Raw genomic sequence first — 15,135 nt, 5'->3', positions numbered from 1 at the left:
CGTATTAACGTATTCGCGTATGTGAGGAATATCTCCTGCTAGCTGGATAAAACTTTTGTCAAAGTTTGTAGAAATTTTTCGCGGTCCGCATCCGTAAACGGCTTCGGGCCTTTTGTTTTTCCTCCGCCGCGCCGGGTTCTGGCGCTTTCGTTCCGTTTTTCCAGCAAAAAATCGATCGTCCGGTCGGAGTAGATCTGCCCCCGGTTCGAGAGCACGGTCGCCCCTTTCGCAATGCCGAGAGCGGCCAGGCCGAAGTCCTGCGTTACCAGCACGTCGCCCGCCGCTATCCGGTTTGCAATAAAGAGGTCGGCGGACTGGTCGGACCGGTCGACCTGAAACACAGAAACGCCTTCGGCCGGCTCAAGCCGGTGATCGAACGAAGCGACCATCCATACGGGCACGCCGTGCTTTCCGGCGGTCCGGACGATCTCCTTTTTGACGGGGCAAGCGTCCGCATCCACCAGAATTTTGCGAGAAGCGTTCTGCATGTTATTAACCGCCTGCGTCTGGTTTGAATTGCTACTACTTAATATACGCCCAATTGAAAAAAAATCCTGCCCGTTTGCTTACCGGTCCGTAAAATGTTGGTGGCTCGCCCGGAACATGTCCTGAATCAGGCTCGCGGTTTCCTCGACGGCGCGGTTCGTCACGTCCAGCACCACGCAGTCGAGCTTCTTCATAATCTCCGCCGAATAATCAAGCTCTCGCTCGATCCGTTCCGCTTTGGCGTAATTGGCTTCGCCGTGAAGGCCGAGCGCCTTCAGGCGTTCCTTGCGGATGGCGTTTAGTTTATCCGGCCCGATGCGGAGCCCGACGATTTTTCGCTTGGGGATCGTAAAAAGCTCCTTGGGCGGCTTAAGCTCAGGCACCAGCGGCACGTTGGCCACCTTGAAGCCTTTGTTGGCCAGGTACATGGCCAGCGGCGTCTTCGACGTGCGCGAAACGCCGACCAGCACGATGTCCGCCTTCAGCACGCCTGACGAATCCTGCCCGTCGTCGTATTTGACGGCGAATTCGATGGCCTCCACCCGCTTGAAGTAGTCCTCGTCCAGCTCGTGGATCATGCCGGGCTCATGCCGGGATTTGGTATGGAGCAAGCTTTCCAGGTTGCTGATAATCGGGCCGAGCAGGTCGATGCACACGATTTTGCGCATCAATGCCTGCTCCAGCAAGTAGTCCCGCAGCTCCGGAACGACCAGCGTAAAGACGATCATGCCGCGAACCTCCGCGGCTGCCTTGATGACCTGGTCAACCGCGGCGCGGCTTTGGATAAAGGTAATGCGCCGGATGGCGACGACGGCGGGCGAAAACTGCACCGCCGCCGCCCGGACGACGGCTTCTCCGGTATCTCCGGCCGAGTCCGAAACGACAAAAACGGTCGGAATGCGCTGCTCTTCTCCCATGCGGTTCACCTACCAGACCAGTTTGGAAAAATCGGCGTAGCGCCGGACATCGGACGCGAGCCTGGACAGAAGGCCCAGCCGGTTGGCCCGGACGGCCGGATCTTCGGCCATGACCATAACGGCGTCGAAGAAAGCGGTGATCGGCTGCTCCCAGCCCTGCAGCACCGTGAGAGCCGCGGCCGCTTCCGTATTGGCAAGATGCGCGCTGACGGCGGGATGGGTTTCCTGCCATACCCGGTACAGCTCACGCTCGGCTTCGGTTTCGAACCGGTCGGCGTGAACCTCGTCGCTTTCGGCCTTGGCGGCCAGGTTGGCAGTCCGGGTGAAAGACTCGGCCGCGGTCTTGAAGGCCGGGTTTTGCACGGCAATCGCCAGCTCATCCGCCCGGTTGACCGCTCCGGCGATACTATCGAATCCCGCGCCCAGCACGGCGTCCACAATGTCGTAGCGGATGCCGCGCTCGGACAGCAGGTTTTTCATGCGCAGACTGAAAAAGTCATACAAGGTAATACGGATTTCCCCCTGGTCCCGTTTCAGCAAATTCGCTTCGCCGAGCACCGTGAGGGCGATGTCGAACAGGTCGCCCAGCCCGACGGGAAGCCGGTGCTCCAGCAAAATTTGCACAATGCCGGCGGCCTGGCGGCGAAGCGCATAAGGGTCTTGGGAACCGGTCGGGATAATGCCGATCGAGAAGCAGCCGGCAATCGTGTCGATTTTGTCGGCCAGGCTCACAATGGCGCCGGTCAGGGAAGGCGGAACGGCGTCGCCGGAAAATCTCGGCTGGTAGTGCTCGTTGACGGCCTTGGCCGCTTCCTCCGCTTCGCCGAGCTTGCGCGCGTAATCTTCGCCCATCGTGCCCTGGAGCTCGGGGAATTCGTAGACCATTTGGGTGACCAGGTCGAATTTGCAGATTTCGGCGGCGCGAACCACATGGCGGGTAGTAGCGGCGTCGGTCCCGATCCGGCCGGCGAGGGCGGCGGAGATGGCGACGATGCGGCGCACCTTGTCGCCGAGCGTGCCAAGCTCTTCCTGGAAGACGATGGTGTTCAGCCGCTCCAGAGCGCTCTCGATCGACATCTTCTGGTCCTCTTCATAGAAGAAGCGGGCGTCCGAAAGCCGGGCGCGCAGCACCTTCTCGTTGCCGCGGGCTACCGTTTCCAGATGCTCGGCATTGCCGTTGCGGACCGTAACGAAATGCGGCAGCAGCTTGCCGGCCGCGTCGAGAACCGGGAAATACCGCTGATGCTCGCGCATGGAAGTGATCAACACTTCCTGGGGGATGTGCAGAAAGTCGGGATTGAACGAGCCGAACAGCACGGTCGGGTACTCGACAAGGAAAAGCACCTCTTCCAGCAGATCGTCCTTGACCGGAATGACCCAGCCTTTTTCCGCTGCCAGCGCTTCGATTTGGTTCAGGATCAGCTTCTGGCGCTCGTCGTAATCGGCGATGACAAATTGCTCTTTGAGCGCCGCTTCGTAATCAGCGGGGGATGCCAGCTCGGCCGTTTGGCCGAGGAACCGGTGTCCGCGGGTGGTGCGGCCGGAGACCGTTCCGGCGATTTCCATGTCTACCACGTCGCTGCCGAAAAGCGCGGCGATCCAGCGGATCGGCCGCACGAAACGAAGCTCGTGATTGCCCCAGCGCATGTTTTTGGGAAAGCTCATGCTTTGCACCAGCTGCGTCAAGCCTGCGCCCAGCAGCTCGGCGGTATCGACGCCCACCTGGTTTTTGACGGCATGCACGTATTCGACGCCGGCGATTTCCTTGAAAAACAGATCGGCCGGCTCTACGCCCTGGCTGCGCGCAAAACCGAGCGCTGCCTTGCTCCACTCGCCGTTTTCAGCGACAGCGATTTTACGGGACGGACCCTTCGCTTCTGCGCTTTCGTCGCGCTGCCGTTCTTCAACGCCGCGCACCAGCACGGCCAGCCGCCGGGGGGTCGCGTAGCGGTCGATTTGTTCGAATCCGATGCGGGATTCCGTAAGCCATGCGGCCACTTTGTCCGCCAGCTGTCCGGAGGCGGCGCGCACAAATTTGGACGGAACCTCTTCCATCCCGATTTCCAGAAGCAGATCCTTAGCCATGTTGCACCGTTCCTTTCTCTTTCAGCATGGGGAATCCTAGGCGCTCGCGCTCCTCCAGGTACGTGCCCGCGCATTTGCGCGCCAGGTTGCGCACCCGCGTGATGTAACCGGTCCGTTCGGTCACGCTGATCGCGCCCCGCGCGTCAAGAAGGTTGAACGTATGCGAACACTTCAGCACATAATCGTAAGCCGGGTACACCAGGTTTTGCTCCAGGGCCCGCTTGGCTTCCTCTTCGTAAGTGTTGAACAGTCCGAACAGCATCTTGGCGTCGGACACTTCAAACGTGTATTTGGAATGCTCGTATTCCTGCTGCTTGAACACATCGCCGTAGGTCACGCCGTTCACCCATTCCAGATCGAAGACATTTTCCTTGTCCTGAATGTAGGAGGCGAGGCGCTCCAGCCCGTACGTGATTTCCACCGAAACGGGAGACGTGTCGATTCCGCCCACCTGCTGGAAATAGGTGAACTGGGTCACTTCCATGCCGTCCAGCCACACTTCCCAGCCGAGTCCCCACGCGCCGAGCGTCGGGCCTTCCCAGTTGTCTTCGACAAAGCGGATGTCGTGCTGAAGCGGATCGACGCCGAGGCGGCGCAGGCTTTCCAGGTACAGCTCCTGGATGTTGTCCGGCGACGGCTTCATGATGACCTGGAACTGGTGATGCTGGTACAGCCGGTTCGGGTTTTCCCCGTAACGGCCGTCTGCCGGCCGGCGGGACGGCTCCACGTAGGCGACGTTCCACGGCTCCGGGCCGAGGCTGCGGAGGAACGTCGACGGGTTAAACGTGCCCGCCCCTTTCTCCGTATCGTACGGCTGGACGATGATGCAGTTTTGCTCCGCCCAGTACTGCTGCAGTGTGGAAATGATCTGCTGGAAATTCACAAAATCCCCTCCGTTTTTTTGTGCAATGCGCAAAAAGCTCCCGTCGCCTATGCCCGTGCGACCGGACATAGGGACGGGAGCGTCGTCTCCCGCGGTTCCACCCTACTTGACCGGCTGCTTGACGGGCCGGCCCTCTTTTTTAAACGTATCGGCACTCCGGAACGCCTTCCCCGAACGCGTGAGACCGGGCTTCCACCGCCCCCGGCTCGCTTGACTCCGCTTCTTTCGCGTACTACTTTCCCTCATGGCGCCAACTATGGCAATCGTGGTACTTATGCTACTACACGGCCGGTTTGCTTGTCAAGTCGGGCGGTGGCGCTCCGTGGGTTCTTCCGGATGAGGAGCGCCGCGGTTTGCTTCCCAAGCCGGAAGTCGGGCGGTGGCGCTCCGCTGGCTCCCTGATGGGAAGCGCCGCGGTTTGCTTCCCAAGCCGGAAGCCGGACGGTGGCGCTCCGCTGGCTCCCTGGGAAGCGCCGCGGTTTGCTTCCCATGTCCGAAGTTGCGAACGAAAAGCCCCCGCTTTGGATAAGGTAACTGTGAGCCATCGTATATCAAACATATTGCTGAAGAAAAGCACTTTCCGGTTAGCGGGCATTCGGACTGGATTGAAGGTTCCTTCCGATCGGTCGGATGTCGGGACCGTATACGTTTTATTCCACACTCCGCCTTCTAAACGTGTAAAGTGTGTTTTCAATCCGGCTTTTCTTCGTCCAATATAAACCCGGCCCTGTCCTCGTCCTCCAGTTATTTAATGATGCATTTGTGCATTATTCTTTTACCCTCCTCCTAACTTTAAGATCTAATCCTGCAAATGTGCATCATTATTTTCTCCGGCGACGCAAAATAAGCTTCTGCGGCTAATAATCCTGCACATTTGCATTAATCATCCCGCTATCCTCGCAAATCATTGAAATATCCTGCATTTTTGCATCATTCAGCGGTTACAGAGATGGTCTCCGTTTTTAAAGCAGCTCTACTTCACGGCGAGCTTAGATATAAGGAACGATCTTTGAAATTCCAACATAACCAGCTGGTTTAAACATCCCCTCAGAAAAAGCAGAAAAAACAATAATCCGAAAAAAGTTGAGCGCCTGTGTGCCGCCTCTTAGACTCCTCTTAGCATCAGTTCCCGTGAGCATCCGCTCGGCTCCTGTTGCGCAATGTTCCTAATGGGGTTCCCTTCGAGGCTCCAGCTAAGCACCTATTCAGCCTCTGTGGCGCTCTGTTCCTTGTAGGCGGTAGGCTCCAGTTGGGCTCCGATTGAGTTTCTGCTAAGCACCCGGCCGCTCGCACCTTTTCCGTACTGTGCTTGTGAAGCTCTTTGGACACCCGTCAGCCTTTTAGCATGGGTGTCCTTTACTTGAAAAGCCCAAGCGGGCCTCCTGTTCCGGAGCAAAGTTCGTAGGCCACTGCGTACGTTCCGCTGGGTCCCATGCGAGCTGACAGGCGGTTTTGGCCGCAAAGCGAACGCAGCGTTCGAACCGCCGTGCGATGGCTGAGCTTGAGATGCTTTTGCACGTCGATCGGGCGCAGCGGCCGCCCCAGCAAAAAGGCAAGCCGCATGGTTTCCCTTTCCGCTATATTTCTCAAGCCCGCCGACGCGTCATCCAACCGGTAGCGGCTCATCACCAGCCGCAGCAGCGTAACGCAAAGCTCCGGACGATGCGCGACATCATCATAAGCAAAGGAAATGACCTCATACCCCATCCCGGTCAAGAACGTTTCCCGGTTCAATTCGTTGCAATACTTTTGCCGGTCCATGTCGCGGACGTGGGGGCCAAAGCCCTTAATCTCAATGACTAGCTTTACGGCATCCGTTAGCCAGACAAAATCGCAAAAATACGAGCGCCCTCGCCAGTCCAATATTTCGTACTCCGGGTGCAAGCCGTGAAAGCTGCCGACTAAAGGCCACCACACCTGCTCACAGAAAAGCCTTTCCGCCTCGCCATGTCCTCTTTCCAATCGCCCCTTCCGTTCTCCCGTTCTTTTCTGAAGATGCTCCCTCAGGAACCGTTCATGGGCTTCCGCAAAACTCATTTTAACCACTCCTTATATAAAATAAAAAAACGTCCCTCATTCGCAAAAGGAATGAAGGACGTTCTTCGTCACGTAGAGCTAAATATTATACTAGCAGTTATCTTCCAGCGGTAAAAGGGAAAACTAACCGCACCAGCTCTAGTTAGACTTTTCCCTTAACTCCAAACCGGACCGTACGGGTCGCGGCGATGATTTCACAGGCGCTTCATTTCGCCAACCGAGGCGCACTGCACAGCAACCTGCACGTCGTGCGGAAGCTCCGCCTAAATCCCGTATTTCTCCATCTGATCGAGAAAATCGCGGGACTTCCAGCGGGTGCCCATGTGAATGTCCATAAACGACCGCATGACTTGCTTGATTTCCGCTTTGGTCTCTTTGGACACGTCCGTCGCGCCCAGCCGGCGCAGGTCCGTACGCTGGAACACGCGCAACAGCCGCAGCGCTTTTGGCGAGATAGCAATCGCGGAAGGGTCGCGGAGCCGGCAGCGCGAACAGAGTACGCCGCCCTGCTGCACGCTCAAGACAAAAGGCTCCGTATCCCCGCCGCAGGAAACGCATTCGTCCAGCTGCGGCAAATAACCGGCCAAAGCCAGCATCTTCATTTCCATGATCGGCATGACGATCTCCGCGTCTTTGCCTTCCTCGACCGCCGCGAGCGCCGCTTTCAGCTGCTCGAACAGCATTGCGCTCGGCTCCCGCTCGGGCGCCAGACGGTCGACAAGCTCCGCAATATAGGCGGAATAAGCCGCCTTGTGCAGGTCCTCCCGCAGCTCCTGATGGGATTCAATGGGGTCGCCTTGATTCAAGGTCCCCATCTGCCCGCCGCCGAGGAAAATCACGTATTCCCCGTATGTAAAAAGCTGGGTTACGGCGGCCAGCCGGCTTTTCGCCTTCTTGGCGCCCCGGGCCATTACGCTGAGCTTCCCGAGACGGTCCGTCAAAAGCGATACGATCCGGTGGCCTTCCCCGTAATCCATGCTCCGGATGACGATTCCTTGCGTTTGCTCCACCATCGTTCTCTCTCCCCGGCGCGGTCCCCGCCGGCGGTCAGAGGTACGGCGATTCCGCGTCCCCCGTCTCCGCCGCGTCCAGCGTTTCGTCGTAGCGTTGGTCGGGCATCTCTTCTTCCGTCAGGCGGTTCTTATACAACAGGTAAGCGTCCACGTTTCCGGTGTTATGAAAATAGTTCCAATAAAATTCCTTCATTGTTCCCATCTCCCCATGTCGTGATGATTGACCCATAGTATTTGGATGATCCGGACGGTTTAGCCCTGCATTTGCCATGCAATTGTTGGTGCGGCTTCCAGCCGGCGCGACGGCGTTTTATGTACCTGTCCATAAACCCGAAAGAGGATTTATGCACCTGTCCGGTCGCGCGGCCGGTATCGTTCAGCGTACGGCTTACTCCTCGCGGAACCCGAGATCGCGGAGCACCCGCTCCTGGTTGCGCCAGTCCTTTTTCACCTTGACCCACAGTTCCAAAAAGGTTTTCGAACCCAGCAAACGTTCGATGTCTTCCCGCGCCTGCTTGCCTACCTCTTTGAGAAGAGCACCGTTTTTGCCGATGATGATGCCCTTTTGGGAATCACGCTCGACGTAAATGACGGCGGACATCCGCACCATGCCGCTCTGCTCCACCTTCATGTCCTCGATGGCGACGGCGATGGAATGCGGGATTTCCTCCCGGGTCATCTGGAGTATTTTCTCCCGGATCAACTCGGCGCAAACAAATTGCTCCGGATGATCGGTGACCTGGTCCGGCGGATAATACTGCGGGCCTTCGGGCAAGTAACGGCCAACCTGGGCGAGCAGCGTTTCCACGTTGTTCCCGAGAAGCGCCGAGACCGGCACAATTTCGGCAAAGGGATAAAGATCCTTATAGGTCGAGATAATCGGAAGCAGCTGCTCCGGCGTCACCTGGTCGATCTTGTTGAGCACCAGAATGACCGGGGTGGTCACCGCTTTCAGCCGCTCGATGATAAAACGGTCGCCGCCGCCAAGCTCTTCGGTCACGTTGACCAAAAAGAGAATCGCGTCGACCTCCTGCAAGGTGCCTTCGGCAACCTTGACCATATAATTGCCCAGCTTCGACTGGGGTTTGTGAATGCCCGGCGTATCGAGAAAGACTATCTGCATGTCGGGGGTCGTGTACACCCCGTGAATCCGGTTGCGCGTCGTTTGCGGCTTATCCGACATGATGGCGATCTTTTGGCCGATCACCTGGTTCATCAGCGTCGATTTTCCGACATTGGGACGTCCAACAATAGCGACAAAGCCGGATTTGTATGGTTTTTTCATCGAATCATCCTACTCCTTTTTACCCCGGTTGCCGCCTGCTGCATCACGGTTCAATTGAAAAGCGCCTGGTAAAAGCTCCGCAACCGTAGTTACGGAGACATCTCCTTGCAGATTGGTCAGGATGACCGGCATGTCCGGCGCGCAGAGCTCCGCCATGACCTGCCGGCAGATGCCGCAGGGCGAAATCGGGCCGTTCGTATCGCCCGTCACCGCAATGGCGCGAAACGAACGCGGCGCATAACCGTCGGCCACCGCGCGAAAAAGCGCTGTGCGCTCGGCGCAATTGGTCGGCCCGTAGGCGCTGTTCTCGATGTTGCAGCCGTGGTGGATCGTGCCGTCGGAAGCGAGCAGCGCGCTCCCTACGGAAAAGTTGGAATAAGGAACATAGGCGTTCTGCATGGCCGTTTTCGCTTCTTCCACAAGCTTTATCAGTTCCGGTTCCATTGTTTTTGACATGGGCGTGTCTCCTTTAAAGGCCGTTATGCCCGCGCAGGGTCCGCCGAATAAATTACGGAGCCAGCGGCAGGATGTTCAGGTAATACGTCAGCAGCGTGATCACGATTCCCACGAGAGCGCCAAAGAGCAGCCCGGGCACGGTGCGGCTCTTTCTCCGGTATAGGATAACCAAAAACAAGAAAGCCATCGAATAGGATAAGAGCACCGGCACCAGACTGGTCGCCGCAATGGAAATGAGGGTCGCCATCGAAACCGCAACTGCCGAGAGCAGACTGGGCCGCAGGAACACCGAACGGCCGAACCTCGTTTCCGCCACAATCACGGTCAGCAGAACCAGCAGCAGGTACACCCAGACCGATTCCACTGTAATTTCGCCGCCCGTTTTCTGGGCCGCATGCAGCCAGCGTTCGATCGGGTGATAAAACACGGCAATGCCCACCGCGACGGCAAAAGCCGCCGCGACAAGCACGGCGGCCGCGGCGGTGTCTTTGGCGATTTTGGCCAGCGGATGCCGCTCGGGCATCGCCAGGTCAACCGCCTTTTCCACCGCCGTGTTGATAAGCTCCGTCACGATCACCAGCGTCACCGCCAGCAAAAGAAACAAAATCTCCAGCCCCGACAGGCGGAAGAACACAGCCGAGATCAGCACCGCAAACGAAGCGAAAAAGTGGAACTTCATGTTTGGCTGGGTGGCCAGCGCATATTTGACGCCTTCGTAGGCAAAGCGAAGGCTGCGGAAAAAGCGCGGCCCCGCTCTCACCGCGAAAGACCGGCCCGTTCGAGAATTTCGTCCTGGCGGGCAAACATCCGCTTCTCGTCTTCCTCGCCGGTTTCGTGATCGTAGCCGATCAGATGAAGAAATCCGTGCACAAACAAAAAGCCGATTTCCCTTTCGACGGAATGCCCGTACTCCTCGCTTTGCTGGACGGCGCGTTCCACGGAGATGACAATATCGCCGAGCGGTTCTTCTTCGTCGAAATCCTCCGCCGGTTCTCCGTCTTCCTCCGCCAATTCTTCAAGCTCGGCGTAATTTATTTCCGGCTCCTCCATCCCCTCCTCGAACAAGGGAAAGGACAGCACGTCGGTCGCCCGGTCAATGCCGCGGTATTCCGCGTTCAGCCGGCGGATTTCCTCATTGTCCACAAAGGTAAGCGCCACTTCGCCGCCTGGGATTTCTTCCATTTCCCCGGCGATCTCCAGCAGCCGCTCCAGACGGCCGACCAGCTCCTCCGATACCTGCACCTGCTCCTGTTCATTTGACCAAACCAATCGCAATGCCACGCTTCACGCGCCTCCTTTGGGTTCTAGCCCGGTTTCGGCCGCTGGCTGCTTGCCGTCTTTGGCGGGCAGGTCGGCCGGGTATTCAATGCGGGAATGGAAAATGCCGAGCAGCGCTTCCTTCAGCGCCTTGGCCACCGTGTCCAGATCCTTGATGGTCAGATCGCATTCGTCGAACTGGCCGTCGTCCATCCGGTCTTTGACGATCTTGCGGACCATGTTGTCAATCTGCTCGATCGTCGGATGGCGGAGCGAGCGAACCGCCGCCTCGACGCAGTCGGCAATGCCGACAATCGCCGTTTCGCGGCACTGCGCCTTCGGTCCGGGATAACGGTAATCCGCTTCCGAGACCGGCTTCTCCGGATGCTCGCCTTCCTGCTTTTTCGCTTTGTGATAAAAATACTTCAGAAGCGTCGTCCCGTGATGCTGCTCGGCAATATCCCGAATCGCTTTCGGAATGTTGTATTCCTTCAGCATCTCCACGCCGTCGTACGGATGCGCCGTAATGATCGACGCGCTGAGGCCCGGATCGATGCTGTCGTGGGGATTTTCCATGTTCATCTGGTTTTCGATGAAATAGCTGGGCCGCTTCGTTTTGCCGATGTCATGGTAATAGGACCCGACCCGGCAGAGCAGCCCGTTTGCGCCGATCGCTTCGGCCGCCGCCTCGGAAAGGTTGCCAACCATGATGCTGTGGTGATACGTGCCGGGCGTTTCCGTCAGCAGCTTTCGCAGAAGCGGGTGGTTCGGGTTGGAAAGCTCGATCAGCTTGAGCGGCGACAGAATGCCGAACGCCGTCTCGAAGAACGGGATCAGCCCGTAAACCAGAATCGCCGTAATGATCCCGCTGCTTGCCGAAAAGGCGAACGAATACGCGATGCGGTCAAAGCCGTTCTCCATCAGCGCTACGGCCAGCACGGCAAGAGAGGAAGCCAGCGAGCTCAAAACGCCCGCCTTCAGGATTGTGGCCCGCTGGCTCGCCCGGCGGAAGGAATACGCCGCGGTCAGGCAGCTCGTCAGGGCCACAAACCCGAACCGGAAATCGAACAGATCGTCCGGATCGGTGTTGAAAATAACAGCGGTTAACAAGCTTGTAACAATGGCCAGGGAAACGGCAAGCGGCGTGTCCAGCAGGATCACCGCCAGCATCACGCCGACGGCCACCGGAGCCAGGTAACCGACCATCGGGTATTCCAGGCTTTGACCGAGCGAAACGATGCGCATGCTCAAAACGGTTACAAACACGAGAATGGTCAGAATCAGCAGCTGGACATTCGGATTGGCCGCTCCCGCAAAGCTGCGGCGGGTTTGCATGAACAGCAGCACGACCGCCAGCAGCGTGAAAATGGCGAGGCCTGCATACGGCCGGTAGTTCTGATTCGTCTGAAGCAGCCCGGCCTTCTCCAGCCGGTCATAAAGCGCCTGATCGATTTCCTGGTTCTGCCTCACCAGAATATCGCCTTTGTTGATGTAGACGGTTTCCGTGTTCTCGCGCGCTTCGACGCGCGCCTTTTCCGTCGCCGCCGCATCGTAGAAGCGGTTCGGCATCACGGCGTAACGGGCGATTTCTTGCACGACCTCGCGCTGCGCGCTTTTGGTGAGGGCGGACGAGTTCACCAGCTGGGTAATCTTTGCTCGCGGCGCGGCGGCATCGGTCACCGGCTCCATCATCAGCTTGCTGACGATATCCCGCGAAACCGGCTCCATGGCTGACAAATCCTCGGCCGTCAGCCGGGGAAGCTTGAACAGCGCTTCCACGGAAAAGCTGTATTCCTGCGCGGACAGCTGATTCTGCATTTCTTCCACAAACGTGCTGCCTTCCGGCTCGGAGCTTCCGACGTTGTTCATCACATCTTCGGTATGCTCGCTGTACAGGCGCGGGAAAGCGGATTCGTAATAGCTTACTTTCTCGTCAAAGGTCATCTCGCTGTCCGCCCGTGCAAATTCGAGCCGGTCGAACAGGGCGACCACCAAAGCATCGCTCCGCATCGAAACGGAGCGGTTGACCGGCGGCACCTTCCGGGCCGCCTCCTCGCGCGCCTGCTCGGTGCCAATGTCGTCCTGGATCTGCTTTGGCGCGACGATGGTTGTTTCGCTCTTCGTGCCCGGGAGAATATCAAAGGTTTTGGGCACGACATAATCAATCAGCGACACGTACAGAATGACGCCGATCAGGGCGAATAAAAAAAAGCGGATGAAGGCGCTTTGCTTCCAGCCGTTCATCCATTGCGGAGTTTTGCTTTTTCGCGTTGCTTCTTTTCGGCTCATGGAACGTTTGGCCCTCTTTCCGGGTCCGTTTCGTAGAGGCTGGAGGGTCGCGAAACGGGCCCTTGTTATCCTTGCTTGTCCTGATCCTGGTTATAGGCCGTTATAATTTTTTGAACAAGGGTATGTCGAACGACGTCCTGCTCCGAAAAATAGGTGAAGCCGATCTCCCCGATGCCGCTCAAAATCCGTTCGGCCTCGACAAGGCCGGATTTCTTGCCGCGCGGAAGGTCGATCTGGGTGATGTCTCCCGTGATCACCATCTTGGAGCCGAAGCCAAGCCGGGTCAAAAACATCTTCATCTGCTCGGGCGTCGTATTCTGCGCTTCGTCCAGAATAATGAACGAATCGTCGAGCGTCCTCCCCCGCATGTAAGCCAGCGGAGCGATTTCAATCAGGCCGCGCTCCAGCGATTTGGCCACTTGCTCGGGGCCGAGCACATCGTTAAGTGCATCATACAACGGCCTCAAATAGGGGTCAACCTTTTCCTGGAGGTCGCCCGGCAGGAAGCCCAGGCTCTCCCCGGCTTCAACGGCGGGACGCGTAAGAATGATGCGTTTGACCTTCGCCTCCTTCAGGGCGGCGACAGCCAGCACGACGGCGATGTAGGTTTTGCCCGTCCCGGCCGGTCCAATCCCGAACACGATGTCCGATTTGCGGACCTGGTTGACATACTGCTTCTGCCCGATCGTCTTTATGCGAACCGGCTTTCCCCGGTAGGTGGTGGCGATTTCCCCTTTAAAGAGCTCCAAAAGCTGGTCGGCTTTCATTTCCTTGGACAGCTCCAGGGCATAAGCCACATCCCGTTCGGAAAGCGTGTAATGGTTTCGGATTAATTCCAGCAGCACCAAAAACAGCTGCTCCAGTGATTGTGTCTCCCGGGCTTCGCCCTGGATGACGATTTCCGCCTCGCGGGAAAAAATGGTGGCCTCGCTCGCCTGCTCGATCATATGCAGGTAACGGTCTTGAGGCCCGAAGAGCGCCAGTCCCTCGGCGACATTGCCCAGCGCGATCTTGACGGTTGCCGGATTTCCATTCAAAAGGCTTGTTCTCCTCGCTTTCGCTCATGTATCGGATAGGTCCCGTATAAGCAAGTGTATATGATTTAGGGGCTCCGATGCAAGGCTAGTCCGGTCATGCAGCCCTTGCGGACCGGGCGGGCAGGCCCGCCGGTTGCCGCAGGCGGCTTCCGCCCCGGGAAGCTTCGGCGGGTTCAGGGCGAAGGACTTGCTTCCGGCTGCTCGGGCAGTGCCGCAAGCGGCCGTTCCGCCGTGATTTCCTCTTCCACCTCGTAATGAACCCGAAGGAGCAGCTTGCCCCCGGCAGAGGTGCGCGAAAGCACCCGCTTGCTTGCGATTCGGGCGTCCGGCCCGGCCTTGCGGAGCATTTCCGCGTCCGCCTGCCGAAGGCCGGTTTTCTCCGCCTCCGCTGGCGTCAGCGTCCGCCGCTTGAACGACGTCTCAAACACCTGCTCCCGCAGCCACCCGAGCGGCAGAACACGGTTGCGAAAATGCAGCCATTTCGGCTCCCCGACGCTTTTCGATGCCGCATAGTCTTCCTTATTATAGCCCGTCAGCTGAAGCCCCCGTTTGCCGAGGACCAGATAGGAACGAACGTACGACTCGCCCGTGTACGTCCAGGTCGTCTGCGTCAGGGGCACCTCCACCGTCGCCACGTACCAGACCAGGCCGTAAACGCGTCCTGCGGAAGCGACCAGCCGCTGCCGTTCTCCTTCGCCAAGCGTGCCCGATACGAGCACCTGTCCTTTGCGGACATACGTGTTGGGCTGAACGAGCGGCTTCCCCTTCTCGCTGAACAGCTGCGTAACCAGCGCGTTTTTGTCCGCGATCAGGTCGCGGGGCCCCGTCAGCTCGCGTTTTTCCGGCCGGGCCGATTCCACGACCCGAATGCGGATGGCCGTCCCCCGCCGCTCCACGCCGATCCACGCGGCCTCCGGCAGACGGCTCTGCAGCCCCCGTGCCAGCTCGTCCAGTCCGCGCAGCCGGAACAGCCATTGATGGGGAAAGATTCCTTCCTGCCGTGCCGCAGTCAGGATGTCCCCCCGGTTTATTTTCTCGTTGCCCGTGATCTCAACGGACCAGATCATGGACGTCAGCAGATACAGCGCCAGCAGAAAGCCGAGCAGTCCGGCGCCAAACGCCTTGCGCTTCTTCGCCCGCACCAGCAGGAACGGAAGCCCCCGGCGGCGCAGCACCCGGGTCCGGCAGCCTGTCCGTTTCAACAGCGGCCGAAGCCGGAAAAAATCGGCGAGCCGGAGCGTCAGCTCCGCTTTTTCGGGCGTCGGGCAGCGGACGTCCCACAAGCGGAATCCGAGCTCCGCCGCTTCATTTAAAAAGGCCGCAATTCGGCCCCCTGTCAGCTGAAGGGTGACGGAACCGTTCAAATAACGGATCATGGACCTACGCACGG

14 protein-coding genes are annotated in these 15,135 nt (G+C 58.4%); all 14 read right to left on the bottom strand.

What is annotated here, in order from left to right:
* Positions 1 to 38: 38 nt before the first annotated feature.
* The 14 genes from AC6I6H_RS00525 to yqfD all read right to left on the bottom strand — a co-directional run bounded on the left by AC6I6H_RS00525 (position 39) and on the right by yqfD (position 15,133).
* A complete protein-coding gene (locus tag AC6I6H_RS00525; RefSeq protein ID WP_497949342.1) occupies positions 39 to 488 on the bottom strand; it encodes a YaiI/YqxD family protein in 450 nt (149 codons plus the stop codon).
* 78 nt (positions 489 to 566) lie between these two features.
* Positions 567 to 1,403 (bottom strand): pyruvate, water dikinase regulatory protein, encoded by an 837-nt coding sequence (locus tag AC6I6H_RS00520; RefSeq protein WP_497949340.1) that lies wholly within the window; start codon positions 1,401 to 1,403, stop codon positions 567 to 569.
* 9 nt (positions 1,404 to 1,412) lie between these two features.
* The gene (gene glyS, locus AC6I6H_RS00515; RefSeq protein ID WP_497949337.1) at positions 1,413 to 3,488 is read right to left on the bottom strand and encodes a glycine--tRNA ligase subunit beta; all 2,076 of its coding nucleotides are present in this window, start codon (positions 3,486 to 3,488) and stop codon (positions 1,413 to 1,415) included.
* Positions 3,481 to 4,371 (bottom strand): glycine--tRNA ligase subunit alpha, encoded by an 891-nt coding sequence (gene glyQ / locus AC6I6H_RS00510; RefSeq protein WP_497949333.1) that lies wholly within the window; start codon positions 4,369 to 4,371, stop codon positions 3,481 to 3,483. The genes glyS and glyQ overlap by 8 nt, the downstream gene beginning before the upstream one ends.
* Positions 4,372 to 5,727: 1,356 nt before the next feature.
* Positions 5,728 to 6,408 carry a DUF559 domain-containing protein gene (locus AC6I6H_RS00505; RefSeq protein WP_497949328.1) on the bottom strand — a complete coding sequence of 227 codons (681 nt, stop codon included), beginning with the start codon at positions 6,406 to 6,408 and terminating at the stop codon, positions 5,728 to 5,730.
* Positions 6,409 to 6,671: 263 nt separating this feature from the next.
* Complete coding sequence (recO, locus tag AC6I6H_RS00500) at positions 6,672 to 7,421, bottom strand: DNA repair protein RecO (RefSeq protein WP_497949325.1); 750 nt, start codon at positions 7,419 to 7,421, stop codon at positions 6,672 to 6,674.
* Positions 7,422 to 7,455: 34 nt separating this feature from the next.
* The gene (locus AC6I6H_RS00495; RefSeq protein ID WP_497949324.1) at positions 7,456 to 7,614 is read right to left on the bottom strand and encodes a YqzL family protein; all 159 of its coding nucleotides are present in this window, start codon (positions 7,612 to 7,614) and stop codon (positions 7,456 to 7,458) included.
* Positions 7,615 to 7,809: 195 nt separating this feature from the next.
* Complete coding sequence (gene era / locus AC6I6H_RS00490) at positions 7,810 to 8,706, bottom strand: GTPase Era (protein ID WP_497949323.1); 897 nt, start codon at positions 8,704 to 8,706, stop codon at positions 7,810 to 7,812.
* 9 nt (positions 8,707 to 8,715) lie between these two features.
* Positions 8,716 to 9,150, bottom strand: a complete 435-nt coding sequence (gene cdd, locus AC6I6H_RS00485) for a cytidine deaminase (RefSeq protein ID WP_497950219.1) — start codon at positions 9,148 to 9,150, stop codon at positions 8,716 to 8,718.
* Between the two features lie 64 nt (positions 9,151 to 9,214).
* A complete protein-coding gene (locus AC6I6H_RS00480) occupies positions 9,215 to 9,922 on the bottom strand; it encodes a diacylglycerol kinase (RefSeq protein WP_497949322.1) in 708 nt (235 codons plus the stop codon).
* Positions 9,919 to 10,443 carry an rRNA maturation RNase YbeY gene (gene ybeY, locus AC6I6H_RS00475; protein ID WP_497949321.1) on the bottom strand — a complete coding sequence of 175 codons (525 nt, stop codon included), beginning with the start codon at positions 10,441 to 10,443 and terminating at the stop codon, positions 9,919 to 9,921. The genes AC6I6H_RS00480 and ybeY overlap by 4 nt, the downstream gene beginning before the upstream one ends.
* 3 nt (positions 10,444 to 10,446) lie before the next feature.
* Positions 10,447 to 12,708 carry an HD family phosphohydrolase gene (locus AC6I6H_RS00470; protein ID WP_497949320.1) on the bottom strand — a complete coding sequence of 754 codons (2,262 nt, stop codon included), beginning with the start codon at positions 12,706 to 12,708 and terminating at the stop codon, positions 10,447 to 10,449.
* Between the two features lie 65 nt (positions 12,709 to 12,773).
* Positions 12,774 to 13,745 carry a PhoH family protein gene (locus tag AC6I6H_RS00465; RefSeq protein ID WP_497949319.1) on the bottom strand — a complete coding sequence of 324 codons (972 nt, stop codon included), beginning with the start codon at positions 13,743 to 13,745 and terminating at the stop codon, positions 12,774 to 12,776.
* Between the two features lie 173 nt (positions 13,746 to 13,918).
* Positions 13,919 to 15,133: a sporulation protein YqfD gene (gene yqfD, locus AC6I6H_RS00460; protein ID WP_497949318.1), complete on the bottom strand. Its 1,215-nt coding sequence runs from the start codon at positions 15,131 to 15,133 to the stop codon at positions 13,919 to 13,921.
* Positions 15,134 to 15,135 lie beyond the last annotated feature (2 nt).

Source organism: Gorillibacterium sp. sgz306347 (genome assembly GCF_059735245.1).
The sequence above is the reverse complement of the archived record's forward strand: the minus strand, read 5'-3'. Positions and strand labels throughout refer to the sequence as shown.